The 26491-nt window shown below is 70.3% G+C and carries 26 protein-coding genes and 1 pseudogene; 13 read left to right on the top strand and 14 right to left on the bottom strand.

Annotated features, from left to right (window positions below):
- Nucleotides 1-162 precede the first annotated feature (162 nt).
- From OG223_RS49795 to OG223_RS49780, 4 genes are read left to right on the top strand one after another with little or no spacing between them, the layout of a single operon-like run.
- Nucleotides 163-603: a MarR family winged helix-turn-helix transcriptional regulator gene (locus tag OG223_RS49795; protein WP_329264098.1), complete on the top strand. Its 441-nt coding sequence runs from the start codon at nucleotides 163-165 to the stop codon at nucleotides 601-603.
- Nucleotides 604-632: 29 nt separating this feature from the next.
- Nucleotides 633-2390 (top strand): MFS transporter, encoded by a 1758-nt coding sequence (locus OG223_RS49790; RefSeq protein ID WP_329264096.1) that lies wholly within the window; start codon nucleotides 633-635, stop codon nucleotides 2388-2390.
- A gap of 41 nt (nucleotides 2391-2431) precedes the next feature.
- The gene (locus OG223_RS49785; RefSeq protein WP_329264094.1) at nucleotides 2432-3001 is read left to right on the top strand and encodes a cysteine hydrolase family protein; all 570 of its coding nucleotides are present in this window, start codon (nucleotides 2432-2434) and stop codon (nucleotides 2999-3001) included.
- Nucleotides 2998-3570 (top strand): YbhB/YbcL family Raf kinase inhibitor-like protein, encoded by a 573-nt coding sequence (locus OG223_RS49780; RefSeq protein ID WP_329264092.1) that lies wholly within the window; start codon nucleotides 2998-3000, stop codon nucleotides 3568-3570. Before OG223_RS49785 ends, OG223_RS49780 begins: the two co-directional genes overlap by 4 nt.
- 28 nt (nucleotides 3571-3598) lie before the next feature.
- On the opposite strand, the gene OG223_RS49775 is transcribed toward OG223_RS49780, so the two are convergent.
- The gene (locus tag OG223_RS49775; RefSeq protein ID WP_329264091.1) at nucleotides 3599-4645 is read right to left on the bottom strand and encodes a LacI family DNA-binding transcriptional regulator; all 1047 of its coding nucleotides are present in this window, start codon (nucleotides 4643-4645) and stop codon (nucleotides 3599-3601) included.
- A gap of 108 nt (nucleotides 4646-4753) precedes the next feature.
- Here OG223_RS49775 and OG223_RS49770 point away from each other — a divergent pair, with 108 nt between their 5' ends.
- From OG223_RS49770 to OG223_RS49755, 4 genes and pseudogenes are all read left to right on the top strand, one after another.
- On the top strand, nucleotides 4754-5932 hold the full coding sequence (locus OG223_RS49770; RefSeq protein ID WP_329264090.1) for a phytanoyl-CoA dioxygenase family protein: 1179 nt from the start codon (nucleotides 4754-4756) through the stop codon (nucleotides 5930-5932).
- An 18-nt stretch (nucleotides 5933-5950) separates the two neighbouring features.
- Nucleotides 5951-6712: an SDR family oxidoreductase gene (locus OG223_RS49765; protein ID WP_329264089.1), complete on the top strand. Its 762-nt coding sequence runs from the start codon at nucleotides 5951-5953 to the stop codon at nucleotides 6710-6712.
- Between the two features lie 31 nt (nucleotides 6713-6743).
- Nucleotides 6744-7736, top strand: a pseudogene (locus tag OG223_RS49760) (Gfo/Idh/MocA family protein); the annotation flags it as partial.
- Nucleotides 7737-7741: 5 nt separating this feature from the next.
- On the top strand, nucleotides 7742-8764 hold the full coding sequence (locus tag OG223_RS49755) for a Gfo/Idh/MocA family protein (RefSeq protein ID WP_329264087.1): 1023 nt from the start codon (nucleotides 7742-7744) through the stop codon (nucleotides 8762-8764).
- 55 nt (nucleotides 8765-8819) lie between these two features.
- Here OG223_RS49755 and OG223_RS49750 read toward each other — a convergent pair whose 3' ends face one another.
- The 9 genes from OG223_RS49750 to OG223_RS49710 form a co-directional block, all read right to left on the bottom strand.
- On the bottom strand, nucleotides 8820-9710 hold the full coding sequence (locus tag OG223_RS49750) for an ATP-binding cassette domain-containing protein (RefSeq protein WP_329264084.1): 891 nt from the start codon (nucleotides 9708-9710) through the stop codon (nucleotides 8820-8822).
- Between the two features lie 5 nt (nucleotides 9711-9715).
- The gene (locus OG223_RS49745) at nucleotides 9716-10789 is read right to left on the bottom strand and encodes an ABC transporter permease (protein WP_329264082.1); all 1074 of its coding nucleotides are present in this window, start codon (nucleotides 10787-10789) and stop codon (nucleotides 9716-9718) included.
- Nucleotides 10790-10794: 5 nt separating this feature from the next.
- Nucleotides 10795-11814, bottom strand: a complete 1020-nt coding sequence (locus OG223_RS49740) for a sugar ABC transporter substrate-binding protein (RefSeq protein ID WP_329264080.1) — start codon at nucleotides 11812-11814, stop codon at nucleotides 10795-10797.
- Nucleotides 11815-12122: 308 nt separating this feature from the next.
- Nucleotides 12123-12971 carry a sugar phosphate isomerase/epimerase family protein gene (locus OG223_RS49735; RefSeq protein ID WP_329264079.1) on the bottom strand — a complete coding sequence of 283 codons (849 nt, stop codon included), beginning with the start codon at nucleotides 12969-12971 and terminating at the stop codon, nucleotides 12123-12125.
- A 141-nt stretch (nucleotides 12972-13112) separates the two neighbouring features.
- Entirely contained in the window at nucleotides 13113-14000 is an 888-nt protein-coding gene (locus OG223_RS49730; RefSeq protein ID WP_329264077.1) for a sugar phosphate isomerase/epimerase family protein, read from the bottom strand.
- On the bottom strand, nucleotides 13997-14503 hold the full coding sequence (locus OG223_RS49725; RefSeq protein ID WP_329264075.1) for a hypothetical protein: 507 nt from the start codon (nucleotides 14501-14503) through the stop codon (nucleotides 13997-13999). Before OG223_RS49725 ends, OG223_RS49730 begins: the two co-directional genes overlap by 4 nt.
- Before the next feature lie 203 nt (nucleotides 14504-14706).
- Nucleotides 14707-15933 (bottom strand): cysteine desulfurase-like protein, encoded by a 1227-nt coding sequence (locus OG223_RS49720; RefSeq protein WP_329264073.1) that lies wholly within the window; start codon nucleotides 15931-15933, stop codon nucleotides 14707-14709.
- A gap of 122 nt (nucleotides 15934-16055) precedes the next feature.
- Nucleotides 16056-16859: a helix-turn-helix transcriptional regulator gene (locus OG223_RS49715; RefSeq protein ID WP_329264071.1), complete on the bottom strand. Its 804-nt coding sequence runs from the start codon at nucleotides 16857-16859 to the stop codon at nucleotides 16056-16058.
- Nucleotides 16860-17045: 186 nt separating this feature from the next.
- On the bottom strand, nucleotides 17046-17540 hold the full coding sequence (locus OG223_RS49710; protein ID WP_329264069.1) for a PaaI family thioesterase: 495 nt from the start codon (nucleotides 17538-17540) through the stop codon (nucleotides 17046-17048).
- A 93-nt stretch (nucleotides 17541-17633) separates the two neighbouring features.
- On the opposite strand from OG223_RS49710, the gene OG223_RS49705 reads away from it, so the two are divergent.
- Nucleotides 17634-18116, top strand: coding sequence for a winged helix-turn-helix transcriptional regulator (locus OG223_RS49705; RefSeq protein ID WP_329264067.1), 483 nt, complete (start codon nucleotides 17634-17636; stop codon nucleotides 18114-18116).
- On the opposite strand, the gene OG223_RS49700 is transcribed toward OG223_RS49705, so the two are convergent.
- Complete coding sequence (locus tag OG223_RS49700; RefSeq protein ID WP_329264066.1) at nucleotides 18105-20165, bottom strand: GH92 family glycosyl hydrolase; 2061 nt, start codon at nucleotides 20163-20165, stop codon at nucleotides 18105-18107. The genes OG223_RS49705 and OG223_RS49700 overlap by 12 nt on opposite strands.
- 220 nt (nucleotides 20166-20385) lie before the next feature.
- Here OG223_RS49700 and OG223_RS49695 point away from each other — a divergent pair, with 220 nt between their 5' ends.
- Nucleotides 20386-21348 (top strand): phosphotransferase family protein, encoded by a 963-nt coding sequence (locus OG223_RS49695; RefSeq protein ID WP_329264064.1) that lies wholly within the window; start codon nucleotides 20386-20388, stop codon nucleotides 21346-21348.
- Nucleotides 21349-21388: 40 nt separating this feature from the next.
- On the opposite strand, the gene OG223_RS49690 is transcribed toward OG223_RS49695, so the two are convergent.
- Entirely contained in the window at nucleotides 21389-22546 is a 1158-nt protein-coding gene (locus OG223_RS49690; protein WP_329264062.1) for a DNA gyrase subunit B, read from the bottom strand.
- Between the two features lie 338 nt (nucleotides 22547-22884).
- Here OG223_RS49690 and OG223_RS49685 point away from each other — a divergent pair, with 338 nt between their 5' ends.
- A complete protein-coding gene (locus OG223_RS49685; RefSeq protein ID WP_329264061.1) occupies nucleotides 22885-23469 on the top strand; it encodes a hypothetical protein in 585 nt (194 codons plus the stop codon).
- Nucleotides 23470-23525: 56 nt separating this feature from the next.
- Here the strand turns inward: OG223_RS49685 and OG223_RS49680 are convergent, their stop codons facing one another.
- Nucleotides 23526-24173 carry a TetR/AcrR family transcriptional regulator gene (locus OG223_RS49680; protein ID WP_329264059.1) on the bottom strand — a complete coding sequence of 216 codons (648 nt, stop codon included), beginning with the start codon at nucleotides 24171-24173 and terminating at the stop codon, nucleotides 23526-23528.
- Between the two features lie 151 nt (nucleotides 24174-24324).
- Between OG223_RS49680 and OG223_RS49675 the strand changes: the two genes are divergently transcribed.
- Entirely contained in the window at nucleotides 24325-25371 is a 1047-nt protein-coding gene (locus OG223_RS49675; protein WP_329264058.1) for a medium chain dehydrogenase/reductase family protein, read from the top strand.
- Between the two features lie 44 nt (nucleotides 25372-25415).
- On the top strand, nucleotides 25416-26003 hold the full coding sequence (locus tag OG223_RS49670; protein WP_329264056.1) for an ester cyclase: 588 nt from the start codon (nucleotides 25416-25418) through the stop codon (nucleotides 26001-26003).
- 48 nt (nucleotides 26004-26051) lie between these two features.
- On the opposite strand, the gene OG223_RS49665 is transcribed toward OG223_RS49670, so the two are convergent.
- Entirely contained in the window at nucleotides 26052-26486 is a 435-nt protein-coding gene (locus tag OG223_RS49665) for an NUDIX hydrolase (protein ID WP_329264054.1), read from the bottom strand.
- Nucleotides 26487-26491: the final 5 nt, after the last annotated feature.

Below are 26491 nucleotides of genomic sequence, written 5' to 3'. Positions count from 1 at the left end.
CTGTCCCCGCCCTGAGACGGTCCCACCCACTCTGTCAGGTGTACACGCAGCCCCTGGTGTGCGTCTGCATTCAGCACAACAAGTGACGCCGAGACCGTGGCCGCGAAGTCCGGGACCAGCCAGGCAATGTACTAAGGCAGGTTTATAAAGTAGCCTTAGTACATGAACGACGACCTGGACCCGAACGCGGTCGCCTCGGCGCTGCTGGCGAGCATCGGCGTGCTGGTGCGACGGGCCCGCCGGCAGCCGCTCGAGGGCGGGCTCACGATGCCCGAGCGGACCGCCCTTGCACAGTTGGACCGCGCCGGCCCCACGACCTCCTCGGCGCTGGCCCGGGAGGCGCAGATCACCGCACAGGCCATGGGGGCGACGCTCGGCTCGCTGCGGACCCGCGACCTGGTGGAGCGCCGCCCGGACCCGGACGACGGCCGGCGCGTGGTGCTGACGGTGACCGACGCGGGCCGGCAGGCGCTGCGGAACAAGCGCAACGCACGGGCCGAACTCCTCGCCCGCGCCCTGACCAGCGGGGCGTTCACCCAGGCAGAGCTGGAGCAACTGGCGGCGACCGCACCGCTGTTGGAGCGGCTGGCCCAGAACATCTGACGTCGACGGAGCCACGAGGAAGCAGACCGATGACAGATCCCTCCCGGCCCAGCGCCCCGCGCCTCCCGGCCGCCGACGACCGGTACAAGTGGACCGCGCTGACGAACACGACCGCCGCGGTCTTCATGTCCGCGCTGGACGGCTCCATCGTGCTGATCGCCCTGCCGGCCATCTTCCGGGGTATCCACCTGGACCCGCTCTCCCCGGGCAACATCGCCTATCTGCTCTGGATGATCATGGGATACCGGCTGGTCCAGGCCGTCCTCGTGGTCACGGTGGGCCGCCTCGGCGACATGTACGGCCGGGTCCGGATCTACAACTCCGGGTTCGCGGTCTTCACGTTCGCCTCGGTCCTGCTGTCCTTCGACCCCTTCGACGGCGGCCACGGAGCGATGTGGCTGATCGCCTGGCGGGTGCTCCAGGCCGTCGGCGGCTCGATGCTGACCGCGAACTCCGCCGCGATCCTGACCGACGCCTTCCCCGAGGAACAGCGCGGCTTCGCCCTGGGCATCAACCAGGTCGCCGCCCTGGGCGGGATGTTCATCGGCCTGGTCGCCGGGGGTCTGCTCTCGGCCTGGGACTGGCGCGCGGTGTTCTGGGTGAACGTGCCCATCGGCCTGTTCTTCACCGTGTGGGCCTACCGCACCCTGCGCGAGACCACCAGGCACGACGGCGGCCGCGTCGACTGGTGGGGCAACATCACCTTCGCGGTCGGCCTCAGCGCCACCCTGATCGCGATCACCTTCGGCCTCCAGCCCTACGGCGGCCACACCATGGGCTGGACCAACCCACTGGTCGACGTGCTGATCGCCGGCGGACTGCTCCTCCTGGCGGCGTTCGTCGTCATCGAGAACCGTGTCTCCGCGCCGATGATCCAGTTGAGCCTCTTCCGCCAACGGGCCTTCACCTTCGGCAACTTGGCGAGCCTGGCCATCTCCATCGGCCGGGGCGGGATGCAGTTCGTGCTGATCATCTGGCTGCAGGGCATCTGGCTCCCGCTGCACGGCTACGACTACGGCGACACTCCCCTGTGGGCCGGCATCTTCATGCTGCCGCTGACCGCGGGCTTCCTCGCCGCGGGCCCGGTGTCGGGCTACCTGTCCGACCGCCTCGGTTCCCGGGGCCTGGCCACCGGCGGTGCGCTGCTGTTCGGCTCCACCTTCCTGGGGCTGATGTGCCTGCCGATCGACTTCAGTTACTGGATCTTCGCGGTGCTGATCGCACTCAACGGCATCGCCAGCGGGATGTTCGGCGCCCCCAACTCCTCCTCGATCATGGGCAGTGTGCCCGCCCGGCTGCGCGGCGTCGCCTCGGGCATGCGCGCCACCTTCCAGAACTCCGGCACCGCCGTCTCCATCGGCGTGTTCTTCTCCCTCATGATCGCCGGGCTGGCCAAGAGCCTCCCGCACACGCTCACCGCCGGACTGCAACAGCAGGGCGTACCAACCCACTTGGCCACCCAGGTCGGTGGTCTGCCCCCGGTCTCGTCCCTGTTCGCGGCGCAGTTGGGCGTCAACCCGATCCAGCATCTGCTCCAGCCCAGCGGCGTCCTGGCCCATCTGACGGCGGCGCAGCAACACACCCTGACCGGCAGCGAGTTCTTCCCGACCCTGATATCCGGGCCGTTCCACTCCGGCCTGGTCATCGTGTTCGCCTTCGGTGCCACCCTCGCCTTCCTCGCCGCGCTCGCCTCCCTGCTGCGCGGCGCCGGTACCGGCCCCACGGCCAGGACTCCGGGACCGCGCAAGGCCACCACCGTTGACGCCCTGGCACGACCGGACAGATGACCCCCTCCCCACACAGCCACCGGAGAAGCGAGCAACCTCCCATGCCATTGACAACGATCGACCCCGCGTCCGCGCTCGTCGTGGTCGACCTGCAGAAGGGCATCGTCTCGGCCCTCGCCGACGATCCGATCACCGGCGCCGCCGTCAAGCGGGCGACCCACCTGGCCACCGAGTTCCGACGGCACGGTCTTCCCGTGGTCCTGGTCAACGTCACCGGACGCGCTCCGGGACGTACCGACACCGGACGGTCCGCCAACACACCTGCCCCGCCCGCCGGTTGGGCCGACCTCGTCGACGAACTCGACGTACGGCCGACCGACCGTCTGATCACCAAGCGGCGGCGCAGCGCGTTCCACGACACCGGACTCGACACGCTCCTGCGGGACTTGGGCGTCACCCAGGTCGTGCTGTGCGGTATCGCGACCGGCTCGGGCGTCGAGTCAACGGCCCGTTCGGCCTCGGACCACGGCTATCACGTCGTCCTGGTCACCGACGCCATGGGCGATCCCGACCCCGAGATCCATCGGCACAGCGTCGAGCGCGTCTTCCCCAAGCTCGGTGAGACCGCGACCACCGCCGAGGTCGTCGACATGGTGGAGGCGACGCGATGACCCTGCTCGGCCGACTCCTGAGGAACCGCAGAGCGGGCGAGGCCCACGCGGCATGGAACCTGCCCAACCTGCCGGGTCCCGAGCAACTGACCCTCACCAGCCGGGACTTCGGCGACGGCGAGGCCATGTCGCTCAAGCACTGCGCGAAGACGATCGGCGGCGAGGACGTGTCGCCGCACCTGGCGTGGACCTCGCTCCCGCCCGGCACCGCTCAACTCCTCCTCGTCGTGGAGGACATGGACGTCCCGATGACCAAGCCCGCCGTGCACTGCCTCACCCTGATCGACCCGGCGACCGGACACCTGGAGCCCGGCGCGCTGGCCGCACGGCACCCGGGTCCCGGGGTGCGGATCCTCCGCTCCACCGTCGGACGGGGCTACCACGGTCCCGCACCCGTCAAAGGCCACGGGCCGCACCGCTACGTCTTCCAGCTCTTCGCCCTCGCGACCCCCGTGGACAGCGCCCCCACCACGACACCGGTGGACCGGGCCCGCCCCCGCGCCCTCCTGACCACCGTCACCGGACCCGTCCTCGGCCGCGGCCGGCTGACCGGCGTCTACGAGCGCTGACCCCAACACCCTTCAGCCTGCGCCCGGTTCAGTCGACCACCGGTACGGACGGCGCCCCCGGCGGCAGGTTGAACGGTGTGACCACCTGGATCGCCGAGGGCAGCGAGGGGCCGTCGTCGGGAAGGGCCTTGTGGGCGCGCATGATGATCTGGCAGGCGCGGCGCATGTCCTGGCGCAGGTCGTGGTGGAGGACCGCGGACAGCCGACGCTCGCGCAGCAGCCGGGTGTTGTCGTGGTCCAGGTCGTGGGCGATGAACACCGCGCACTCCCGGCCCAACGCGTCGAAGGCGTCGAGGGTAGCGACGTTGCCGCCGCCCGCCGAGTACACGGCGACGATGTCCTCGTCCCGTTTCAGCGCCTCCAGGACGAGTTCGTGCTGGGTGGCATCCAGCCCGTCACTGTCGGTGACCTCCACCAGGGACCGTCGGGGGTCGGCGATGCGCATCGCGCTGCGGAAGCCCATCTCGCGCTCCTCCTCGCCCCGGAACGAGCCCCGGCTGATGGTGGTGAGCACATTGCCGGGCCGCTTGCCCAGCCACTGTCCGAGGAGGTACGCGGCGGTGGCGCCGGCCGCTCGGTTGTCGATGCCGACGTAGGCGAGGCGCGCGCTGTGGGGCAGGTCGGTCACCAGGGTGACGACGGGGACACCGGCCGCGACCAGCCGCCCGACGGCGGCGGCGATCTCCGGCTCGTCGGGTGCCTTGAGGATCACGCCCTGTGTCCCGCGCCTCGCGATCCCGTCCAGTGTCGCGGTCAGTTCGGCGGGCGGGCAGGTCTCCCGGAAGTGGAAGCGCGAACGCACCAACGCGGGGTGCAGGGAAGGGAGTTCGGCTTCGAGTGCGTCCCGTACGGCGGTGGAGAACCGCTCCGGCGTCTGCATCACGATGTCGACCATGAAGGTACGGCCGCCGAGCCGGACCTGGCTCTGCTGGCGGTCCAGGTCCTTGATGGCTTCCTGGACCTCCCTGATGGTGCTCTCCGTGACATTGCCCCGCTGGTTGAGGACGCGGTCGACGGTGGCCGTGCTCAGCCCGGCCTGGCGGGCGATTTCCCTGATCGGGTACTGATGTCGCATGTCTGATCTCCCAGACCGATGATGCACTTTTGATGTTGCGGCAGGCATTGAATGATGGGTTTGAGTTATCAAGACTGTCAGAAACACACGGACAGCGAAAGGACCCTGATGTCTCCCATAACCGCAAGGACGCGGACTTGGTTGACCGAGGCGGACTGCGATCTCGACGCGTTCCGCTCCCTCGTCGAGCAGCGCACCGACCTCGCCGACCACCCCACGGCCGAGCGCATCGAACAGAACGTCCCGCTCTACGACAGCGCCCGGCTCCGTGCTCTCGCGGCCACCGCCGAGGGCCGCCGGGACGTACAGAGCGAGCTGGTGCGGGCACTGCTCGACGGACCCGGCATCGTGGTCCTCAAAGGCGCCTTCCCGGACGAGGCCGTCGTGGACCGGGCGTCCGACGCCTTCCGGGCGCTGATCGAGGAGGAGCGCTCGAGCGGTGCGGCGCGCGGCGACCACTTCGCCAAGCCCGGCGCGAACGACCGTGTCTGGAACGCCCTGGACAAGGTGGCCGTACGGACGCCCGAGGCGTTCGCCGACTACTACGCCAACGACATCCTGGAGCTGATCTCCGAGGCCTGGCTCGGCCCCGCCTACCAGGTCACCTCGCAGGTCAACGTGGTCAACCCGGGCGGCGCGGCGCAGAACGTGCACCGCGACTACCACCTCGGTTTCCTCTCCCAGGAGCAGGCGGCGGCCTATCCCGCGCACGTCCACCGGCTCTCGCCGGTGCTGACCCTGCAGGGCGCGGTGGCCCACTGCGACATGCCCGTCGAGTCCGGCCCGACGCTCTATCTGCCGCACTCGCAGAAGTTCGAGCCCGGCTATCTCGCCTGGCGGCTCCCGCAGTTCGTGGAGTACTTCGACGCCAACCGCGTCCAACTCCCCCTGGAGAAGGGCGACGCGGTCTTCTTCAACCCCGCGCTCTTCCACGCCGCTGGACACAACCGCTCGGCCGACATCAAGCGCATGGCCAATCTGCTCCAGATCTCCTCCGCCTTCGGGCGTGCCATGGAGACGGTGGACCGCGAGGCGATGGCGAACGCCCTGTTCCCGGTGCTGCTGACCCGCAAGGCCGAGGGCGTCTCCGAGGACTGGCTGCGCCGCGTGATCGCCGCCACCGCCGAGGGCTACCCCTTCCCCACCAACCTCGACCTCGACCCGCCGGTCGAGGGTCTGGCCCCGCCCTCGCAGGCGGACCTCCTGCGGCTGGCCGTCGCGGAGGACTGGGAGCCGGAGCGGCTGCACCATGAACTGCAGGCCGCCACCAAGCGCCGCCAGAGCTGAAAAGGACACATCACTCTCATGGGACTGCTTGAGGACAGAGTCGTCCTCGTCAACGGCGGCAGCCAGGGCGTCGGCGCCGGTGTCGTACGGGCGGCCGTAGGGGAAGGCGCGACCGTCGTCTTCACCGGCCGGCGTGCGGAGGTGGGCGAGAAGCTCGCCGCGGACACCGGCGCCCGCTTCGTGCGGGCGGACCTCGCCGATCCGGCCCAGGCGCGCGACAGCGTCGTACAGGCCGTCGAGACCCACGGTCGCGTCGACTGCCTCGTCAACGCGGCAGGGCTGACCTCACGCGGCTCACTGCTCGACACCACACCCGAGCTGTTCGACCAGCACATGGCGATCAACCTCAAGGCCCCGTTCTTCGCCATGCAGGCGGCCGTCGCCGACATGACCGCCCGCAAGGCACCGGGCACGATCGTCAACATCGGCTCCAACTGCGCCCACGGCGGCCCGTCCTACCTCGCCCCCTACTCCACCGCCAAGGCGGGCCTGGCGGGCCTGACCCGCAACGCGGCCCATGCCCACCGCTTCGACCGGATCCGCATCAACACGATCAACATCGGCTGGACCGACACCGAGGGCGAGGACGCCACCCAGCGCGCCTTCCACGGCGCCGGGGACGACTGGCGCGAGCAGGCCGCCAGGTCGCAGCCGATGGGCAAGCTCGGGCAGGTCGACGAGATCGCCGAGTTCGTCGTGTTCCTGCTCTCCGACCGCAGTGGGGTGGTGACCGGCTCGGTCGTCGACTGGGACCAGAACGTCTTCGGCGGCCAGGACTGAGCCGCGCCCCGGCGGAAGGAGCACGATTCTCATGCGTATAGGCATCATGGGACTGGGTCGCATCGGCGCCTTCCACGCGGAGACCCTCGCCGGGCTGGACGCCGTGGACTCCCTGGTGGTCACCGATCCGGTGGCCACCGCCGTCGCCACGGCCGCCGAACGCTTCGGGGCCGTCCCCGCCGACTCCCCCACGGCCCTGCTCGCCGCCGGAGTCGACGGTGTCGTGATCGCCGCCGCGACCGACGCGCACCCCGAGCTGATCCTCGCCGCCGTGAAGGCGGGTGTCCCCGTGTTCTGCGAGAAGCCCGTGGCGCGCGGTGTCGAGGAGAGCGCAGCGGTGCTGCGCGCGGTGGAGGGCGGCGGCGTCGAGGTGCAGATCGGCTACAACCGGCGCTTCGACGCGGGCTGCGTCGCCGCGCGCCGGGCCGTGGTGAACGGTGAACTCGGCGAGCTGCACACCGTACGGTCCACCACCCTCGACCCCGCCCCGCCGCCGGCCGCCTACGTGGCCGCCTCCGGCGGCATCTTCCGCGACTGCGCCGTGCACGACTTCGACATCGTGCGCTGGGTGACCGGCCGCGAGGTGGTCGAGGTGTACGCGACGGGCGGCAACCGCGGCGCGGAGTACATCCGTGCCGCGGGTGACGTCGAAAACGCCTCCAGCCTGCTCACCCTCGACGACGGCACCCTCGCCGTCGTCTCCAGCTCCCGCCACAACGCCCGCGGTCACGACGTGCGCCTCGAACTGCACGGCATGAAGGACAGCATCGCGGTCGGCCTGGAGGACAAGCTCCCGCTACGGTCCGTCGAGCCGGGTGCCACCTTCCCGGCCGGCACCCCGTACACCTTCTTCATGGACCGGTTCGCCGACGCCTACCGCGCCCAACTCACCGCGTTCACCGAGGTCGTGGCCGGCACCCGCACCTCCCCCTGCACGGTCGCCGACGCCATCGAGGCGAGCCGGATCGCCGACGCGTGCACCCTCTCGCTCCATGAACACCGTCCCGTACGACTCGACGAGGTGCACGCGTGGCAACGGACGAACCCCTGCGGATCGGAGTCCTGGGCGCGGCCCGGATCGCCGAGTTGTCGATCGTCGGCCCGGCCCGGGCGGGCGGCCACCGGCTGGTCGCGGTGGCCGCCCGCGATCTCGACCGCGCCGAGATCTTCGCCGCCAAATACGGCGTAGAGCGGGTGGTCGGCTCCTACGCCGACCTCGTCGCCGACCCGGAGATCGAGGTCGTCTACAACCCGCTCGCCAACAGCCTGCACGCGCCGTGGAACCTGGCCGCGCTCCGCGCCGGAAAGCACGTCCTCACCGAGAAACCGTCCGCGAGCAACGCGACGGAGGCGGCCGAGGTCCACGAGGCCGTCACCAAGGCCGGCAAAATCTTCATGGAGGGCTTCCACTATCTGTTCCACCCGGTCTTCCTGCGCCTCCACGAGCTGCTGGACAGCGGGGAGTTGGGCGAACTCCGGCACGTCGACACCATGGTCGCCATGCCCGCGCCGCCCGACGACGACGTACGGTGGTCGCTCCCGCTGGCGGGCGGCGCGCTGATGGACCTCGGGTGCTACAGCCTGCACGCCCAACGCATGCTCGCCCCCTGGGCGGGCGGCGCACCCCGGCCGGTCGCCGCGCGCGGCGGCGAGAGGGCCGGGGCACCGGGGATCGACGAATGGCTGGACGCGGACCTGGAGTTCCCCGGCGGCGCCACCGGCAGCGCCCGCTGCCACATGGCCCACGACACCTGGCAGATGAGCTGCCGCGTGGTGGGCTCACGCGGCGAGGCCACGGTCATGAACTTCGTGCAGCCCCACCTGGACGACCGCGTCGTCGTGCGTACGGCGGCCGGTGAGCGCACCGAGGAACTGGGGCGCCGATCGTCGTACACCTATCAACTGGAGACCTTCGCCGCCCACTTGAGGCGCGGCGAGCCGCTGGCGCTGGACGCGGATGACGCGCTGACCACGATGCGGCTCATCGACGACTGTTACCGGGCGGCCGGGTTCCCGGTCCGGCCGCGTACGGTGCTGCCGGAAGTCGGCTGAGAAACGGCAGTTGGGGCGGTACCGGATCGGTACCGCCCCCAACTGCCGTGCCAGGTCAGCCGACTGTGAGTGTGGTCTTCTCGTCGGGGAGTTGTTCGGTGTCGAGGCCGCGGACCTGGGACAGCTCGTGTTTGAGTGCGGCGAGTTCGGTGCCGCCGGCCATGTGGTTGGTGAGCTCTTCCAGGGTGATCTCGCTGCGTTCGGCGGAGAGTTCCATGGTTCCCAGGCGCAGGACGCTGAAGTGGTCGCCGACCATGTAGGCGTGGTGCGGGTTGTGGGTGATGAAGATGACCCCGAGACCGCGTTCCCGCGCCGCCGCCACGTACTTCAGCACCACACCGGACTGCTTGACACCCAGCGCCGCGGTGGGCTCGTCGAGGATGAGGACGCGGGCGCCGAAGTAGACGGCGCGGGCGATGGCGACGCACTGGCGCTGCCCGCCGGAGAGGGTGCCGATGGGCTGTTCCAGGTTGTCCAGGACGATGCCCATGTTGCGGAGTTCCTCGTCCGCGGTCTTCTTCATCCGCTCGATGTCCAGGCGACGCAACGGCCAGGGGCCCTTGGTCATCTCCGAGCCGAGGAAGAAGTTGCGCCAGACCGGCATCAGCGGGACGACGGCCAGGTCCTGGTAGACGGTCGCGATACCCCGGTCCAGGGCCTGGCGGGGGGTGGTGAAGTGCACCGGCCCGCCGTCGACGAGGAACTCGCCTTCCGTGTGCTGGTGCAGCCCCGAGATGATTTTGATCAGGGTCGACTTGCCCGCGCCGTTGTCACCCAGCACGCAGGTGACCTGGCCGGGGCGGACGGTGAGGTCGACGCCGTGCAGGGCGCGGACGTTGCCGTAGGCCTTGCCCGCGTTGCGCAGTTGGACGATCGGCGCGTCCGCGTCGCTCGGCGCCGTGTCTTCGAGGATGGCGCCGTGAGTGCCGGATTCGTTGCTTGCCATGAAGGTCACCTCCGGGTCGCGGTGCGCTGGACCCACAGATTGATGAGGACGGCGCCGAGCAGCATCACGCCCAGGAACGCCTTGAACCAGTCGGGGTTCCAGCCCGCGTAGACGATGCCCTGCTGCACCATCCCGAACATGAACGCCCCGAACACCGGGCCGATCGCCGAACCCGCACCACCCGTGAGCAGGCAGCCGCCGATCACGGCCGCGGAGATGTAGATCAGCTCCTGCCCGACGCCCTCGCCGGACTGCACGGTGTTGAAGGAGAACAACTGGTGCATGCCGATGAACCAGGCACCGAACCCGACCAGCATGAACAGGGAGATCTTCGTGAACGCCACGGGCACGCCGACGGCCCGCGCGGAGTCCTTGTTCCCGCCGACCGCGAAAATCCAGTTGCCGTACTTCGTGCGCAGCAGCACCCAGGTCGCGATGGCCGCGAACACCAGCCAGTAGATGATGGTGATCTTGACGTTGACGCCGCCGACCTCGAACGAGGACGCGAAGACCTTCTTGGCCTGGCCGAAGCCGTCCATGTTGCTGATGTCGTCGGTGGCGACATTGCCGGTGACCAGCTTGGTGACGGCGAGGTTGACGCCCTGGAGGATCAGGAAGCTGCCCAGGGTGACCAGGAAGCTGGGCAGTCCGGTCTTGACGACCATCCATCCGTTGAGGAACCCGACCCCCAGCGAGACGAGCAGGGCGACGGTCACACCGACCCATACGTTCATGGTCAGTTGGTAGCTGAGCATGCTCGCGGTGAGTGCGGAGGTGATGACGGCGACACCGGCGGAGAGGTCGAACTCCCCGCCGATCATCAACAGCGCGACCGGCAAGGCCATGATGCCGATGGTCGAGGAGCTGTAGAGGATGTTCGCCATCGACGCGCCCTCGCGCACCGGCGGAGCGGCGATCAGGAAGAACACGTACACCGCGGCCGCACCGAGGAAGACACCCACCTCGGGACGTGCCAACAGCCGGAGCGCCAGGGGCCGTTCGGAGGTCCGCCCGTCCGTCTGGGGGACCGGCGGAGCCGGCGACGGGGAACCCGTCGCCGGAGCCGTGAGCTGAGTCATGGGCGTCACCGCGTTCCCTTGGCGGCGAACTCGGCGACCTTGGCGACGTTCGTCTTGTCGACGAAGGCCGGCCCGGTCAGCACCGGTGCCTCACCACCACCGCTGTAATTGCCGTTCGTCTTGTACAGCCACAGCGAGTCGACCGCCAAGTAGCCCTGGAGGTACGGCTGCTGGTCGATGGCCCACTGGATCTTGCCGGACTTGATGGCGCCGACCGCGTCCTTGTTGAGGTCGAACGTGGCGAGCTTCGCCTTGCTGCCGGCGTCGGCGATGGACTGGATCGCGGTCATCGCGAACGGGGCGCCGAGCGTCGTCACGTAGTCGATGGTCTTGTCCTGCTGGAGCTTGGCCGTGATCGTCGACTTCACCGACGGCATGTCCGTGCCGTTGACGTTGAGGACTTCGGTGCTGCCGGTGAAGGTCTTCTTCACGCCGGCGCAGCGGGCCTCCAGGGCCACCTGACCCTGTTCCATGATCACGCAGATGGTGTGCTTGGCGCCGGCCGCGTTGAGTTTGCGGCCGAATGCCTCGCCGGCGATGCTCTCGTCCTGGCCGAAGTACTCCAGCAGACCCTGCTTCTTCCAGTCCTGCACGCCGGTGTTGAAGCCGACGACGGGGATGCCGGCCTTCTCGGCGGTGGCCATCACCGACTTCATGGCGTCGGGCTTGGCGAGGGTGACCGCGATGCCGTCGACCTTCTGGTCGATCGCGTTCTGCACCAGGTTCGACTGGTTGGGGCCGTTGGGGTCGGACGAGTAGATCAGCCGGACGTTGTCCTTGGCGGCGGCTGCCTGCGCGCCCTTGCGGATGGTGTCCCAGAAGGTGTCGCCGGGGGCCGCGTGCGTGATCATCGAGATCGTCATACGAGGCGTGGTGGCCTTGCCCGCGGTGGCGCCGGAGGTGTCCTCCGTGGACTTCTTGCCTCCGGAACTGCTGGAGCAGCCGGCCACAAGCAGTGCGGCGGTTGCCACCGCCGCGACGACGGGGACGATTCTGCGGGAGCGGGGGTGGGATGTACGGTCCATCTTTCCGGCACCTCACTGTGCTGCAGGGGAAAGGGAGAAGCGGCTGGCCGAGCGAAGGCTGCGGATCACATGCCGTTAACACGGCTGTTGCTTATGACGAGATAGAACCGTCACGCCACCCTGAGGTCAACGCTTGTAATGACATCATTTATCCATCACGACAAGATGTCTGAACAATTCCCTGACGTCGGCTAAAGAATGGCCAGTACACGAAAATGGTCGGCCCTCGACGACGTATTCCTCGAAGCACAGGAAAAACAAAGATGGCGGGGACGACCGTGGTTTCGTCCCCGCCATCTCTGTGGCTTTTACTTCACGAGCGCGGCAGCACTCCGGTACGCCGCGGCGGCGGCCTCCCGCACCGGCAGCGCACGGTGCGCGTCGGAGAGGATCTCCACGCCCCAGGGGCCGCGAAAGCCGGCCGTCCGGAGTGCGGCGATGATCCCCGGCAGGTCGAACGAGCCCTCTCCGCACAGCCGTCGGCGATGGACGGTGTCCTCGAAGAGCGTGCCGACGACCTCGCTGTCCGCGTCGTTGAGCTCCACGCCGACGATCCGCGACCCGGGTATGTCCGCCAGGTCGGTGGGCTGCGTATGGGCGCGCTCGACGTGCCAGACGTCGACGATGAGGCCGCCCGCCGGGTGACCGGCGGCCTCGACGAGCCGTAGTCCGTCGTGCATGGTCCTGAGGTTGGACCAGGGCAGCGGTTCGACCCCGAGCCGGGCGCCCACCCCGTCGGCCTGTGCGGCCAGCACGGCGAACTCCTTGGCCCAGACGTCGAGTTCCCAGGGTTCGTCCGTGACGTCGGGGCCGATCTTGAAGGTGCGTGCGCCGAGCGCCTCGATGGCTCTGAGCATGTCGACCCGGACGGAGTCCGACGCGGCCCGCCGGGGTCCGTCGGCCCACCAGTCGGTCAGCAGCTCCAATTCGACATGACTGATTCCGTTGTCCTCGAAGAGGGACCGAATCCCGGCGATCCCGTATACGCGCTCGGCCTCCACCAGGTCCGCGTACAGCAGTCCGAAGGCGGTGAATCCGGCGTCGCGCGCCGCTTCCACGCGGTCCCGCAGATTCAGCGGGCTGCGCTGGTCCGCCTCGTCGGGAGCGGCATCGCCCGCCGTGGTCCAGCACGTGGCCAGAAATTCATCAGCGGTCATTTCTGTTTCCTGGATTCCTCATGTTCGGATTCCTCAAGTTCACAAAGACGCCGCACCCGATCACTCCGGCATTCTGAGGTGGCCCGCCGACATCGGTCAATCCCTCAGAACACATCAAAAGCACATCAGGCCCGTACGCGACTACGCGACGCCGCGCAGCACCGTGCGCAGGTGCTCGGCGCTGGCCCACACGTCCTCGACCGGGCCCTTCGCCTTGGGCTCCTCGGTGAGGATGGTGTCCTGCTCGAGGACGTACCAGCCGTCGTAGCCGCGTGCGCTGAGGTGGGTGACGATGGCCTCGACGTCCACGTCTCCGGCACCCAGCGGGCGGTACATGCCCTTGCGCACGGCGTCGGTGTAACTGAGCTGGCCGTCCTGGACCTTGGCGGCGAGGGAGGCGTCCACGTCCTTCATGTGGGTGTGCGCGATGCGCTCGGGCGCCTGCCGGGTGAGCTCGGCCGGGTCGGTGCCGCCGATGAGGAGGTGGCCGGTGTCGAGGCAGAGCGAGATCGCCGAGTGCTCCAGGACGCGCCGGACCTCGTCGCCGTTCTCGATCATCGTGCCGACGTGCGGGTGCAGGACGGCGCGGACGCCGCGTTCGGCGGCCAGCGAGGCGAGCCGGTCGAGGTTGGACAGCAGCAACTTCCAGCCGTCGGCATCGAGTTCGGGACGGGAGTCGTAGCCGTCCTGGCCGGTGACGGCCGACAGGACGAGCACCTCCGCCTTCGAGGCGTCGTAGCCCGCCAGGAGCTGCTCGGCCTCGCGCAGCGGGTCATGGCCGGGCACGTGCAGCAGCAGCGGGGTGAAGCCGCCGACGGCGTGCAGGTCGTGGTCGGCGAGCGTGCGGGCCATGGCCTCCGGCGCGGCGGGCAGGAAGCCCTCGGGGCCGAACTCGGTGGCGGCCAGACCGACCTCGCGCATCTCGTTCAACACCCGCTCGGGCGTCAACTGGTAGCCCCAGCCGGGCACTTCGCACACGCCCCACGAGATGGGGGCGCCGGCGATCCTGTTCAGGGGGGAGGTGGTCATGCTGTGGCCTTTCTGAGGTTCCAGTCGGGATGGTCGGACAAGGGGTGGTGGAGGGTCGGTTCGGGATCGAAGACATCCGGTCGTCCCGCGCTCGCCGGCCGCTCCGATTCCGAGGCGGCCGGGGCGGCATCCGGGTCGAGGATGTCGTCCGCGCCGGTCTGCGTGATGGCGCGCTCCACGCCGTCCGCCGGCGCGGTCGTGATCAGGGGCCCATGGTGGTGTCGGTGATGGCGTTGCCCGACTCGGCGCTGACGGTCTGTCCGGCTCGATGACCGGCAAAGTGCCGCGCGCGCAGCAGGATCGTCGTGTGCGCGGGCGCGCGTATGCCGCCGCACCGTGGCGCCCTGCTCGGCCGCGGCGAGAGCCCGCTCGGCGTCCTCGGAACCGGTCACTCCGACCGTGCCGACGGTCGGGCCGTGGAAGGGAGACGTGACGTCGCGGGTCCGCTCCTCTGCCGCCGGTGCTTGCCACCGGCGTGCGACGAGCAGTTCCGCAGGCGCCATTGCCTTCTCCCTCCAGGCGCCGTCCCGACCGAAGAGGTACTGATCAGCCGACGGCCGGGCCGTTTACATGGGCGCAACGGTAGGTGCGGTGCGGGGCAATACTGAAGAGGTGAAACCCATCATTATCCCGTCAATGGAGCCATCTTTTCTCCCTCATCCGCACCGACCGTGAGATCCCTGGCCGGACACCCCGTGATCGGATGTCAGTGCGGCGCCTGCTTCAGGAACAGCGCCAGTCCGGTCAGGAGCCGGTCGACGTCGTCGGTACCGGTGTAGGGCGCGAGGCCGATGCGCAGGCCACCCGAGTCGCCCAGGCCGAGGCGCCGGGAGGCCTCGATGGCGTAGAAGGAGCCGGCGGGCGCGTACACGTCGCGTTCCGCCAGGAAGCGGGAGGCGTCCTGCGTGCCCTGCGCGCCGAAAGCCTCGTCGAGGGTGAGGAGCACCGTCGGCGTGCGGTCGGCCGCCTTCGAGTGGACGGTGATCCCGTCCAGCGCGGCGAGCCCCTGGTCGATGCGCGTACGCAAGGTCTCCTCGTGCCGGTGCAGTGCGGCCAGGCTCGTTGTCAGGCGCTCGCGGCGGCTGCCGCCGGCGTCCGTGTCGAGGCCGGCGAGGACGTCGACCGCGGTGGTCGTGCCGGCGAGCAACTCGTAGGGCAGCGTGCCGAGTTCGAAGCGTTCGGGTACCGCGTCGGAGGACGGCAGGAGCTTGTCCGGCCGCAGGGTGGCGAGGAGTTCGGGCCGGGCGCCGAGGACGCCGTGGTGCGGGCCGAGGAACTTGTAGGGGGAGCACACGAAGAAGTCCGCGCCGAGCAGGCCGATGTCGACCAGGGCGTGCGCGGTGTAGTGCACGCCGTCGACGTGGACCAGGGCACCCGCCTCGTGCGCCAGGCGGGCCAGCTCGGTGATCGCGGGACGGGTGCCGATGAGATTGGACGCGGCGGTCACGGCGACCAGCCGGGTGCGGTCGGACAAAACGGCGCGGAGGTGGTCCGGGGTCAGCTCGCCGGTGGCGGGGTCGAAGTCCGCCCAGCGGACGGTGGCGCCGGCCCGCTCGGCGGCCTGGACCCAGGGCCGGATGTTGGCGTCGTGGTCGAGGCGCGTGACGACGACCTCGTCCCCGGGCGACCAGGTCGCGGCGAGGGTGCGGGAGAAGTCGTAGGTGAGCTGCGTGGCGCTGCGGCCGAAGACGATGCCCGAGGAGTGCGCCCCGAGAAGGTCGGCCATGGCCTCGCGGGCCCGGGTGACGATGGTGTCGGCGTTGCGCTCCCCCGCGGTGACCTGGCCGCGGTTCGAGAGGGGGTTCACCAGCGCCCGGGTGATGGCCTCGATGACCGGTCGGGGCGTCTGGGTGCCACCGGGACCGTCGAAGTGGGCGGCCCCGCCGCTCAGGGCGGGAAACAGGGCGCGCAGGGCGGTGAGGTCGTAGGCCACGGAAGTGAGCTCCTGTCGGTGCCGTGTGCGGGCGCTGGGGCCCCGGGTGTCCAGGACGATCATCGGACATCGACGTACGGACGGACAGTGACCCGAAGTGATCTGGAGTGATCCGGGACTCCTCAGCGCCCCGTTCGACGCGGAAGCAACCCGATCGCCTGCGCCCGCAGCACCGTACTCACGCGATCGCGCGTGCCCAGCTTCCGGTACAGGCTCTCCACGTGCTTGTGGACCGTGCGCACGGAGATGCCCAGGCGGTGGGCGATGGCCGAGGCCGTGAGGGCGTCGGCGAGCAGGAGGAGGACAGTGAGCTGGCGGGGCGTGAGCCGGGAGTCCGCTGTCGGATCCGGCGCCTCGGGCGGCGCGGTGGCCGCGCGCCGGCGTTCGAGGAGTTGCCGCTGCTGTTCCACGCCGGCCAGCAGGGGCTGCAGCTGCTCGGCGGCCCGGACGTGGTCCTCGGTGAAGTCGCCGCCCGCGCGGTAGACGAGGCAGCCGGTGACCGGGGTGGTCGTGCCCGGCAGGGGGATCGCCAGGACGTGGTCCGCGTCCATCAACCGGCTGATCGTGCCCGCGGTCCGGCTGTGCGTCCATCCCTTGCCGGCCATCCGATGGGCGGTCCCGGGTCGGCGGACGGCACCGGCCCTGGCGTAGTGGTCCGCGAAGGGGTAGCCCCGGCGCAGCACCGCCATCCCCTCGTCCCCGATGTCGTCGATCCGCCCGAAGTGCGCAGCGGCGGCGGGCGAGAACCCCATCGCCCCGGTCCGGTCCGTCCACTCGCCGAGTTTGTAGATCAGGGACTCGCCGCCGCACAGTCCGGGCAGGGCCGCGGCGACCATCGGCCACAGCCGCTCGGGTTCCCGTTCGTGCAGAGCCGCCACCGCCACCGCCAGCATGCGTTCGTACGCCCCGGCCGGCCCGCCCGTCATACGCCCTCACGATCCCGCGTGTGTCACGTCCACGTACCCGTGTACGTACTTCTCCCCATAGCACCACGGTCGCCGTGCCCGGCAAACTGCACAGCGTTCCGGCACTGCCTTTGACCCTATGGATCAAGGGAGTTGACGGTACGGATCCGCCTGCGCGGGGGACAGGCGGATTTCGGTCGTCCCGGGTCAGGGACCCGTGACGGGAAACAGCAGGCAACTGCTCGTGGCGTGCGCGAGCAGCCGGTCCTTCTCGTCGAACAGCTCGGCCTGCGCGAGGGCGGTGCGCCGGCCGCCGTTCAGGACGGTGCCGACGGCGCGGATCCGGCCGGTGTCGGCCGTGACCGGGCGCAGGAACTTCACGCTCAGGTCGAGCGACGTGTATCCCATGCCCTGCGGCAGGGTGGACTGCACCGCGCAGCCGGCCGCCGAGTCGAGCAGGGTGGCGAAGACGCCGCCGTGCACGCTGCCGATGGGGTTGTAGTGCTCCTCCCCCGGTATCAGGGAGAACACCGCGCGCCCGAACTCCACCTCGTCGACGGTGAAGTTCAGCGTGGCACCGATGGGCGCCGCGGGGAGCTGTCCGGCGAGCACCTCCCGCAGGAACTCCAGACCCGTGGTCCGTCCTACGGCGGCTGCCGAGATCCCCGGGTCCTCCCACTCGTATGTGCGTGACCGTCCCATGCTGTGCTACCTCCCCGGCTGACTTCTTGAAAAGAAGCTAGATCGCCCGGTAGCTGGCTGTCAATGACAGAGCCAGGTGGCTAGGCTGGCGGCATGGAATGGCTCGACGTGAGCACGGAGAACTGTCCGGTCCAGAGCACGCTCGATCTCGTCGGCGAGAAGTGGACCCTGCTGATCCTGCGGGACGCGTTCGTCAGGGTCCGTCGTTTCGACGACTTCCGGCGCCATATCGGGCTGTCGGACGCGGTGCTGTCCGACCGGCTCCGCAAGCTGGTCGCGGCCGGCATCCTGACGACCGTGCCCTATCGGCAGGCGGGGAGCCGGACCCGGCACGAGTACCGGCTGACGGGCAAGGGCCGCGATCTGTGGCCGGTTCTGATGGCCCTGCGACAGTGGGGCGAGACGTACGCCGCCGACCCCGAGGGCCTGGTCCTCGACGTGCGGCACACGGAGTGCGGCGCGCCGGTGCGGGTGGTGGTGGAGTGCGACGGCCCGCACGGCGCGTTGGCGCCGACCGAGGTCACGGCCGCGCCCGGACCCGGGGCGCGGCCGGTACGAAGTCCGCTACCGGAGTGAGTGCTTGGGCGACGCGGAGCCGACCGTGAGCGAGGTGCCGTCGCCCCGGTGGACGGTGGCGGTGGTGAACAGGGGTGCGGTGCGGGTGAGTTGGGCGCTGCCGGGGACCTCGGGGTAGAGGCCCAGGCTCGCCCACACCGCCCAGGACGACATGGCGCCGAGGTCGTCGTTGCCGACGAGGCCGCCGGGGGCGTCGCTGAACAGCGTGGACACGGCGCGGTGGGCGACGGCTCCGGCGCGGTCCGTGTGGCCGACGTGGGCGTACGCCCAAGGGGTGCCGAACGAGGGCTCGTTGCCGAGGTAGGCGTAGGGCTCCCCGGCGCCCGCGTTGAGGCTGCTGAAGAAGGTGTCGAGGCGGGCGGTGACGGCGGCGTCCCCGCCCATCGCGGTGAACAGGCCGGGCAGGTCCTGCGGAACCATCCAGGTGTACTGGGCGGCGTTGCCCTCCGCGTACTCCGTCTTCTGGGCCGGGGTGAAGGCCGGCCAGGTGCCGTCGACGGCGCGGGGCTGGATGTAGCCGGTGGCGGGGTTGAAGAGGTTGCGCCAGTTCCCGGAGGCGCGCAGCAGGGTGCTGTACGAGGTCAAGTCCCCCAGTCGGTGGGCGAGTTGGGCCAGCGCGTAGTCGGCGACGGCGTATTCGAGGGTGGTGGAGACCGAGCCCCAGACGCCCTTGGTGCCGGCGGGGACGTAGCCGAGGGTGTCGTACTGCGTGTGTCCGGGGCGCTGGCGGTTGTCCTGGCGGTCCGCGAGGGCCGTGCGCAGCAGGGCGGCCGCGTCGAAGTCGGTGCCGCCGAAGGCGTGGATCGTGGAGGCGATGGCGGGCAGCGGGTCGCCGACCATGACGCCGCTGCCGCCGTTCGCGAGGGTCCAGCGGTCGAAGTACCCGGCCTGGAGGCCCTGGTTGAGGACGGACTGCGCGATGTCGGAGGCCTCGCGCGGGGCGAGCAGCGCCAGGAGCTGGACCTGGCAGCGGTAGACGTCCCAGCCGGAGAAGTTCGCGTACTGGACGTGCCCGGCGCGGGTGCGGTGGACCAGCCCGTCCATGCCGGTGTAGCGGCCGTCGGTGTCGCTGAAGACGCTGGGGTGCAGGAGGGCGTGGTAGAGGGCGGTGTAGAAGACGCGGCGCTGGGTGTCCGTGCCGCCGCCGACGGTGACGCGGTTCAGCCACGTGTTCCAGTCGGCGCGCACGGCCTGCCGGATCGTGTCGTACGACCGCGCCTTCTGCTCGGTGAGTGCGTTGCGGCGGGCGCCCTCGACGTCGACGAAGGAGACGCCGACCCGGGCGGTCACCGTGCGCACGCCGGGGGCGAAGGTGACCATGGCCGCGCCCGCTCTGCCGTCCGGGTGGGAGGCCTTGGCGAAGGGCTGGTCGAAGGTGGCGTGGAAGTGGAGCCGGTAACGGTTCTTGGACTTGCAGAAGGCGCCGCTGTCGCTGTACCCGGAGAGCGTGTTGGTGCCGATGTCGACGGACCCGGTGGCCGCGGTGAACGCCTTGGCCGCGTCGATGCTCACCGCGGCGGGCCGGGGGTCGCTCGCCGGGTAGGTGAAGCGGGCGATGCCCGAGCGCTGGGTGGTGGTGAGGTCGGTGCCGATGCCGTTGTCGAAGGTGACGTGGTAACTGCCGGGCGCCGCCTGCTCCTTGGTGTGCGAGAACATGGCGTACGACGGCGGTGCGGCCTCCTGCGTGGGCATGAAGGGGACGTTGCCGTAGGCGGCGCAGCCGGCTCCTGAGATGTGGGCGAGGCCGAAGCCGCGGATGCGGTTGTCGCCGTAGGAGTAGCCGCCGTGCTGGTAGGTCACCGTGTCGGGGCTCCACTGCATCCCGCCGAGCGGGGCCGAGGCACCCGGGAAGGTGTTGCCCGCGCCGCCGCCGTGGCCGAAGTCGGGGCCACCGGGGGCGGTGCCGACGAACGGGTTGACGTACCGCGCGAGATCGTCGACGGCCCGGGGCCGGGGCGTGCCGGCCGCCCGGACCGGGGCGGCGGCGGCCGTTCCGGACGCCACGAGCACCGAGGCCGCCAGTACGGCCCGCAGAAGGGGAAGTCGCACCACGTTTCTCCAGCCAGACAGGGAACCCGCCGCCGCGCGGCGCCGGACCGCGAGTGTCCCCAACGCGGCTCCGGCTCCCCTGCCGCCACACCCGGCCGGGCGCGAGGACCAGCCGGTCGGGTCAGCACTCCCCCCTCCTGCCGCAGCGGCGGTGAGAGGCGGGCGGGGACCGGAGAAAAAACGGGTGCGGATCGGAAGCGGAAGATGATGGGGTTGCACGGTGACAGATCACGACGAGGCGCCGGCCCTACGACCGTTGACCCTGGCCTGGGTGAATCGGCAGCTCGGCCCGGGCGAACGGATCGTCAGGACCGAGGCGTTGCACGGCGGCATCACCGCCGAGATGCGGCGGCTGACCGTCGCCGCACCGGACGGCGGCACCCGCGCCCTGGTCCTGCGCAGCTTCGTCGACCCGTACTTCGTGAAGCACGCCGGAGACCTGCTGAACCGCGAGGCCGATGCCCTCGCCCAGCTCGCGGAGACCGATGTACCGGCTCCCGGACCGGTCGCGGTGGATCCGGCCGCCGCGCACTGCGAGTACCCCTCGCTCCTCATGACCCGTCTGCCGGGCCGGACGGTGCTCACCGACGAGGGACTTCAGGCGCGTGTCCCGCTCCTCGCCCGGCAGCTCGTGGCGATCCACGCGCTCGACCCCGCCGACCGGCCCCAGCGCTACAAGGCGTGGACGACCGCCGACGCCGTAGTCCCGGCGCAGGGGTCCGACAGGGTGGCGTGGGCCGCTGCGATCGAAGTAATCCGCAAGCCCGCGCCGCCCTTCGAAGGCCGGTTCATGCACCGGGACTTCCACCCCGGCAATGTGCTGTTCGACCTGTCGCCCGACGGCTCGGCGGGTCCCCGTATCACCGGGGTCGTCGACTGGGTGCAGACTTCCTGGGGGCCGGCGGACCTCGACGTGGCGCACTGCTCCACCAACCTCGCGCTGCTGCACGGCCCGGCGTGGGGCCTGCGGTTCGCCGAGGCGTACGAGGAGGCCGGTGGCGTCCTGGCGTCCGCGGCGGGCGAACGGTTGTACTGGCTGCTGTTGGACGCGCTGGCATTCGCCGGGCAGGTGGGACCCGTGGTTCGGCCGTGGCAGGAGGCGGGGAGAGCGGAACTCACGACGCGGGCCGTGGAGGAGCGGCTGGACGCCTACGTCATCTCCCTGGTGGACGCGCTGAGTTGAGGTGGCGTGGGCGCGCAGCCAGCCCACGGTCAATCGGTGCTCAGCCCTCCTCGTCGCCCCGGGCGAGGCGGTCGGCCAACTCCCTTGCCCGCTCGGGCTGTTCGGCGAACCACTCGCCGAGGTGTTCCCGCACGGCCTCACCGACACAGACCCGCACATCGGTGTTGCCCAGCAACTCGCGTGTGGCGCCGTTGAATTCAGGGTGGTCGAGCTTCACCGACACGACTGCCGTGAGCCCTTCGACGATCCGGTCGGCGCGGAGATCGGGGTCGGGCGCGGCCGGCAGTCCCCGTTCTCGCGCGAACGCGGTGACCGCGGCGACCACTCCGTCGCGCAGGCCGTCCATGTGCGTGCCGCCCTCGCGCGTGGCCCGGCTGTTCGCGTAGCCGCGTATCCGCGCCTCGCCGGAGCCTCGCCACAGCAGGGCCACCTCCATCGTCCCCGCCATTCTCGGGTCCTCCCGCTCGAAGCCGAGGAGGTCCGGCTCCAGCGCCCCACCCGTCTCCGCGGAGAGGGCCGCCACGAAGTCCCGTACTCCGTCCGGGAATTGGAACAGCACCCGCCGGACCCCGGCCGCCGGGCGTTCGTCGGTCAGTGAGATCGCCAGCCCCCGGTTGAGGAAGGCCAGTTGGCGGAACCATTCCGCCAGCACGGAGAACGAGCACCAGGTCGTCTCGAAGATCTCGGTGTCGGGCCAGAAGGAGATGGTCGTCCCGCTTCCGGCAGCCGACCCCAGGGTGAGGGGCGGGTCGATCTCGACACCACGCGCGTACTCCTTGGCCCACCGGGTCCCCGGGCCCCGCACCTCGGCCGTCAGCCGACTCGACAGGGCGTTGGTGACGAAGAGCCCCAGGCCGAAGCGGGCGACGAGCGCGATGCGCCGGCCACTGAGCCCGGGACCGACGTGGAAACTGGCCAACTCCCCTTCGAGGTCCGGGGCGTTGCCCTCCGCACCTCCACCTCCAGCCCCGTCGTCGGCGACCCGCACACCGCCGTCGGACGTGAGCGTGACGTCGACGGAACGGGCGCGGCCGGCCAGCACCTCGTTCACGGCCCGGTCGACGACGTCCAACACGAGGTGATGCAGGCCGGGTTGGCCGGTAGAGCCGACGTACATGCCGGGCCGCTTCCGTACGGCGTCCTGGCCCTCCAGCACCTCGATGTGCGTGGCGTCGTACCGCATGCCTCCGTCACTCACGAAGACCCCTCCCCTGGTGTTCGGCAGATCACCCCAGCGTAGGCGGAATCGAGGAAAACACCAGGTCAGAGCCATTGCGTCGAGGCCTCAGACGGGCCGGTGAGGGCGCGCCGGCAAGCGGGCGGCGGCACTGTCGCGCACCGCGCCCGGAACGTGTCCGAGGGCCCGCCGAAGCCGCGCACGACCCTGTTACGGATGCCCCCGAGGGCTCCAATTCCGGTCTGTGGCAGGCCATTTGGGGCGCAGACCGGTTACCGTGGACGGCCGATCGGACAGGTGCTCGCTCACAGCGGACGTGGTCGATCGAGGGGGAAGCCGTGACGGGGGAAGGAAGACCGATGCCGGATGCCGGTCCGTTCGAGCGGGAAGTCGTCGTGGTGGCGCAGCCGGAGCGTTCGCGATGGCGCCGTTACGCGGGCCCCGCGCTGACCGTGTCCACCGCGGAAGGGACCCAACTCGCCCTGGTCACGAACACCGACGACACGGACTTCCTTCTGACGGACACGTCCGGCAGGTTCCTCGTCCGCATCAACAGGCGTTTCTCGTGGGGGCAGTTCGGGCCGGTGCGGTTCCGCTTCACCGGCGTCACGGATCGGGAGATCGGCACCGCCCGCACCCATGGACTCATCAAGAGCCGGCAACTGAGCCTGCGGACGGAAGGGGGACGGCAGTTCCTCCTCACACGGCTGTTTGACACAACGAACGAATGGCGGCTCACGGAGACCGACCCGGAACAGAACCCGGCGGCGGAGATCCTGGGCCGGGTCGCGGTGAGCAGCATCGACCCGGTGCTCGGTCTGCAGCAGTACGTCGTCGAGACCGACGCCCGTCTGGACGTCTCCGAACGCCGCACCGTCATCGCCTCGGTCGTCAGCCTGCACCTGGTCCGCCGGCCTCCGGGCGACCACGGCACGTCCGTGTGAGAGGGGCCGTGTTCCACCGCACCGAGCCGAATCCGGCCGGTCCCACTCGGTCGTGCCTACGGTTCCACCAGATCCGCCAGTTCTGAGTCGAACAGCAGCGCCGGGTCGAATCCCATGCCCGTGAAGTGGCCCGCGAGCTCCAGGGACAGGACTCCGTGCAGACGGGTCCAGCAGGTCAGGGCCCGGTGGAGGGCCGCGGGCGGGGCGGGGTGGTCGCGCGCCCAGTGCCGGTGGGCCGCCAGGTCGACTTCGAACGGTGTCAGGGGAGCGTCCGCGGGCACTCCCGTGCTCGCGTCCAGCAGGGTCCCCATGATCTCGGACGCGATCCCGGTGACGTCGTCCGGTGCGTGGTAGCCCGGGACGGGTGTGCCGTAGATGAGGAAGTAGCGCTGGGGGTCGTCGAGGGCCCAGCCGCGCAGGGCGTGGGCCAGGCCGGGCAGGTCGTCGCCGGACTCGGCGGCCGCGCGGAAGGTGTCGGCGAGGCTTCGGTACGCGTCCCGGATGAGCTCGGTGATCAGGTCGTCGCGGCTGGCGAAGTACCGGTAGAGGGCGGGTCCGCTCATGCCCATCCGCTTGGCGATCGCGTTGAGGGAGAGCGCTGAGGCGCCGGCCGTGCCGATCTGTTCGCGCGCGTGTTCCTTGATCTCCGCGCGCACCTGGTCGCGATAGCGCTCGCGCGGGGTCTTCGTGCCCGTCTCCGCCATGGCCGACCGCCTCTCACTCCCACTGGACTACATGCTCAAGTTTCAGTTAGAAGCTATCACGATTGCGCTTGACGACCCCTTCTCGCGTGAGTTACAACTTATAACGAACACGAAAACCCCTAGCTCGCCGCAGATCACAGTGGAGGTCGCCATGAACAACACGGACAACACCGCCGACGCATTCGTCGAGGTCGTCCTGCCGGGCAAGGTGGAGCCGGAGGGCCTGGAGGTCCGGCAGGGAGCGGTGCCCGTCGCGGGCCCCGGCCAGGTCGTGATCCGGATGGAGGCGACCGGGATCTCCTTCGCCGAGCAGCAGATGCGCCGCGGCAAGTACTACGACCAGCCCCCGTTCCCCTTCGTCCCCGGTTACGACCTGGTCGGCACCGTCCTCACCACCGGCGCGGGCGTCGAGCCCGGACTGGTCGGCACCCGGGTGGCCGCGCTGGTGAAGGTCGGCGGCTGGGCCAGCCATGTGCTCGTCGACGCGGCCGATGTGGTGCCGGTGCCCGAGGGCATCGGCGCGGCCGAGGCCGAGACCGTGGTCGTCAACGGCATCACCGCCTGGCAGATGCTGCACCGCAAGGCCCGCATCCGCGCCGGCCAGACGATCCTGGTGCACGGCGCGAACGGCGGAGTCGGCACCGTCCTGGTCCAGCTCGCCCACGCGGCGGGCGTACACGTGATCGGCACCGCCTCCCCGCGGCATCACGACACGCTGCGCGACCAGGGCGTCCAGCCCATCGACTACCGCACCCCGGACCTCACCGCACGCGTCCGCGAACTCGCCCCGCGCGGCGTGGACGCCGTCTTCGACCACGTCGGCGGCCCGGGCATCGTCCAGTCCTGGCGCCTGCTCGCCCCCGGCGGCACCCTCGTCTCCTACGGCAGCGCCTCCACCCGTGACGACGAGGGCTCCAAGCAGTTGCCCGTGCTCAAGCTGCTGGGCCGCGTCTGGACGTGGAACGCACTGCCGAACGGCCGCCACGCCTACTTCTTCAACGTCTGGGCCGGGCGGGCGCTGAGCAAGGACCGGTTCCGTGCCCGGCTGAGTGCCGACCTCACCCAGGTCTTCGCGGCCCTCGAGCGCGGTGAGGTCAACGCCCAGGTCGCCGCCCGACTCCCGCTCGCCCGCGTCGCCGACGCCCTGCGCCTGGCCGAGTCCGGCACGGTCGCCGGCAAGGTCGTACTGACGCCGTGACCTGCCGTTCCCCCACTCCCCCGCCCGCGTCGAAAGGACTTGCCATGACCGCCGTTCCGCCCGCCCGCACGCCCCTACGTCACCGCGCCCGGCTGCTCGTCCCGGCGGCCCTCGCCGTCCTGGTCTGCACGGCGACGACGGCCACCGCCTCGGACACCTCGCCGAAGACCACTGCGGCACCGATCACGGACGTCCGGAGCCATCACGACGGCGCGCAGCGGACGAAGGCGATGCTCGACGACTGGCTCCACCTGTGGAACGGCGACTACGACCGGGCACCGGGCATCATCTCCCCCTCCTTCCGCGTCCACGCCGCCCTTCTCGACGGCGGTGACGGCAGTTCGATCCGGGGTGTCGACGGACTGGTCGCCTGGATCGCGCAGACACGCGCGGCATTCCCCGACCTCCGCTTCACCGAGCAGGTCGCCCCGCTGGTGGACGGCCACCACGTGTCCATACGGTGGACGGCCACCGGCACCTACGCCGGCGGCTTCCCCGGCGCCGAGGCCGCCCCCGGGACCGTGGTCACGTTCACCGGCACGGACACACTCCGTATGCGCGACGGCAGGTTCGTGGAGTACTGGGTCAACACCGACACCCTCCAACTCCTCACCCAGCTCAAGGCGTTGTGATGTCAGGGCGGTTGTGATGGCCAGGCGGTCGCGATGACAGGGCGACTGTCAGACGCCCCACGCCTCGACGTGTCCGAGGACGTAGTCGGCCAGCTCGGCCGGCTGGAGGTTGAGGGCTGCGACGGCCGGACGGTTCAGCGCGACCCTGACCGGTTCGAAGTCGCCCGTGTCGGGGTCGTCGAACTCGGGACCGTGGCGGCGCTCCAGGTCCATCTCCAGCAGGTCGGCGAGGAAGTAGTGCTGGACGACGGTGCTCGTCCCGCGCGGTTCGGTCAGGGTGAGGAACTCGGTGGCGGGGCCGATCGTGGCGCCGATCTCCTCCATCGCCTCGCGCCGCAGCGCCGCTTCGAGGTCCGCGTCGGCGGGTTCCACGCTCCCGCCGACGGTCGTGCAGTACGCGTCGCCGCCCGGCCGGCCCCGCTTCAGGAACACCAGATGGCCGTGGTCGAGCAGGGCGACACGCGCTTTGTGACGAACCCTCATGGGCG

This window comes from Streptomyces sp. NBC_01478, assembly GCF_036227225.1.
Taxonomy (GTDB): domain Bacteria; phylum Actinomycetota; class Actinomycetes; order Streptomycetales; family Streptomycetaceae; genus Streptomyces.
Note: the sequence above shows the minus strand (reverse complement) of the source record. Positions and strands in the feature narration are given on the sequence as shown.

Coding starts and splice junctions, on each gene's coding strand:
- OG223_RS49745 (WP_329264082.1), bottom strand. CDS start 10,789: ATGACTCAGCTCACGGCTCCGGCGACGGGTTCCCCGTCGCCGGCTCCG.
- OG223_RS49735 (WP_329264079.1), bottom strand. CDS start 12,971: ATGACCGCTGATGAATTTCTGGCCACGTGCTGGACCACGGCGGGCGAT.
- OG223_RS49675 (WP_329264058.1), top strand. CDS start 24,325: ATGAACAACACGGACAACACCGCCGACGCATTCGTCGAGGTCGTCCTG.
- OG223_RS49715 (WP_329264071.1), bottom strand. CDS start 16,859: ATGACGGGCGGGCCGGCCGGGGCGTACGAACGCATGCTGGCGGTGGCG.
- OG223_RS49730 (WP_329264077.1), bottom strand. CDS start 14,000: ATGACCACCTCCCCCCTGAACAGGATCGCCGGCGCCCCCATCTCGTGG.
- OG223_RS49680 (WP_329264059.1), bottom strand. CDS start 24,173: ATGGCGGAGACGGGCACGAAGACCCCGCGCGAGCGCTATCGCGACCAG.
- OG223_RS49785 (WP_329264094.1), top strand. CDS start 2,432: ATGCCATTGACAACGATCGACCCCGCGTCCGCGCTCGTCGTGGTCGAC.
- OG223_RS49705 (WP_329264067.1), top strand. CDS start 17,634: ATGGAATGGCTCGACGTGAGCACGGAGAACTGTCCGGTCCAGAGCACG.
- OG223_RS49765 (WP_329264089.1), top strand. CDS start 5,951: ATGGGACTGCTTGAGGACAGAGTCGTCCTCGTCAACGGCGGCAGCCAG.
- OG223_RS49670 (WP_329264056.1), top strand. CDS start 25,416: ATGACCGCCGTTCCGCCCGCCCGCACGCCCCTACGTCACCGCGCCCGG.
- OG223_RS49750 (WP_329264084.1), bottom strand. CDS start 9,710: ATGGCAAGCAACGAATCCGGCACTCACGGCGCCATCCTCGAAGACACG.
- OG223_RS49665 (WP_329264054.1), bottom strand. CDS start 26,486: ATGAGGGTTCGTCACAAAGCGCGTGTCGCCCTGCTCGACCACGGCCAT.
- OG223_RS49775 (WP_329264091.1), bottom strand. CDS start 4,645: ATGCGACATCAGTACCCGATCAGGGAAATCGCCCGCCAGGCCGGGCTG.
- OG223_RS49780 (WP_329264092.1), top strand. CDS start 2,998: ATGACCCTGCTCGGCCGACTCCTGAGGAACCGCAGAGCGGGCGAGGCC.
- OG223_RS49795 (WP_329264098.1), top strand. CDS start 163: ATGAACGACGACCTGGACCCGAACGCGGTCGCCTCGGCGCTGCTGGCG.
- OG223_RS49725 (WP_329264075.1), bottom strand. CDS start 14,503: ATGGCGCCTGCGGAACTGCTCGTCGCACGCCGGTGGCAAGCACCGGCG.
- OG223_RS49790 (WP_329264096.1), top strand. CDS start 633: ATGACAGATCCCTCCCGGCCCAGCGCCCCGCGCCTCCCGGCCGCCGAC.
- OG223_RS49710 (WP_329264069.1), bottom strand. CDS start 17,540: ATGGGACGGTCACGCACATACGAGTGGGAGGACCCGGGGATCTCGGCA.
- OG223_RS49740 (WP_329264080.1), bottom strand. CDS start 11,814: ATGGACCGTACATCCCACCCCCGCTCCCGCAGAATCGTCCCCGTCGTC.
- OG223_RS49770 (WP_329264090.1), top strand. CDS start 4,754: ATGTCTCCCATAACCGCAAGGACGCGGACTTGGTTGACCGAGGCGGAC.
- OG223_RS49685 (WP_329264061.1), top strand. CDS start 22,885: ATGCCGGATGCCGGTCCGTTCGAGCGGGAAGTCGTCGTGGTGGCGCAG.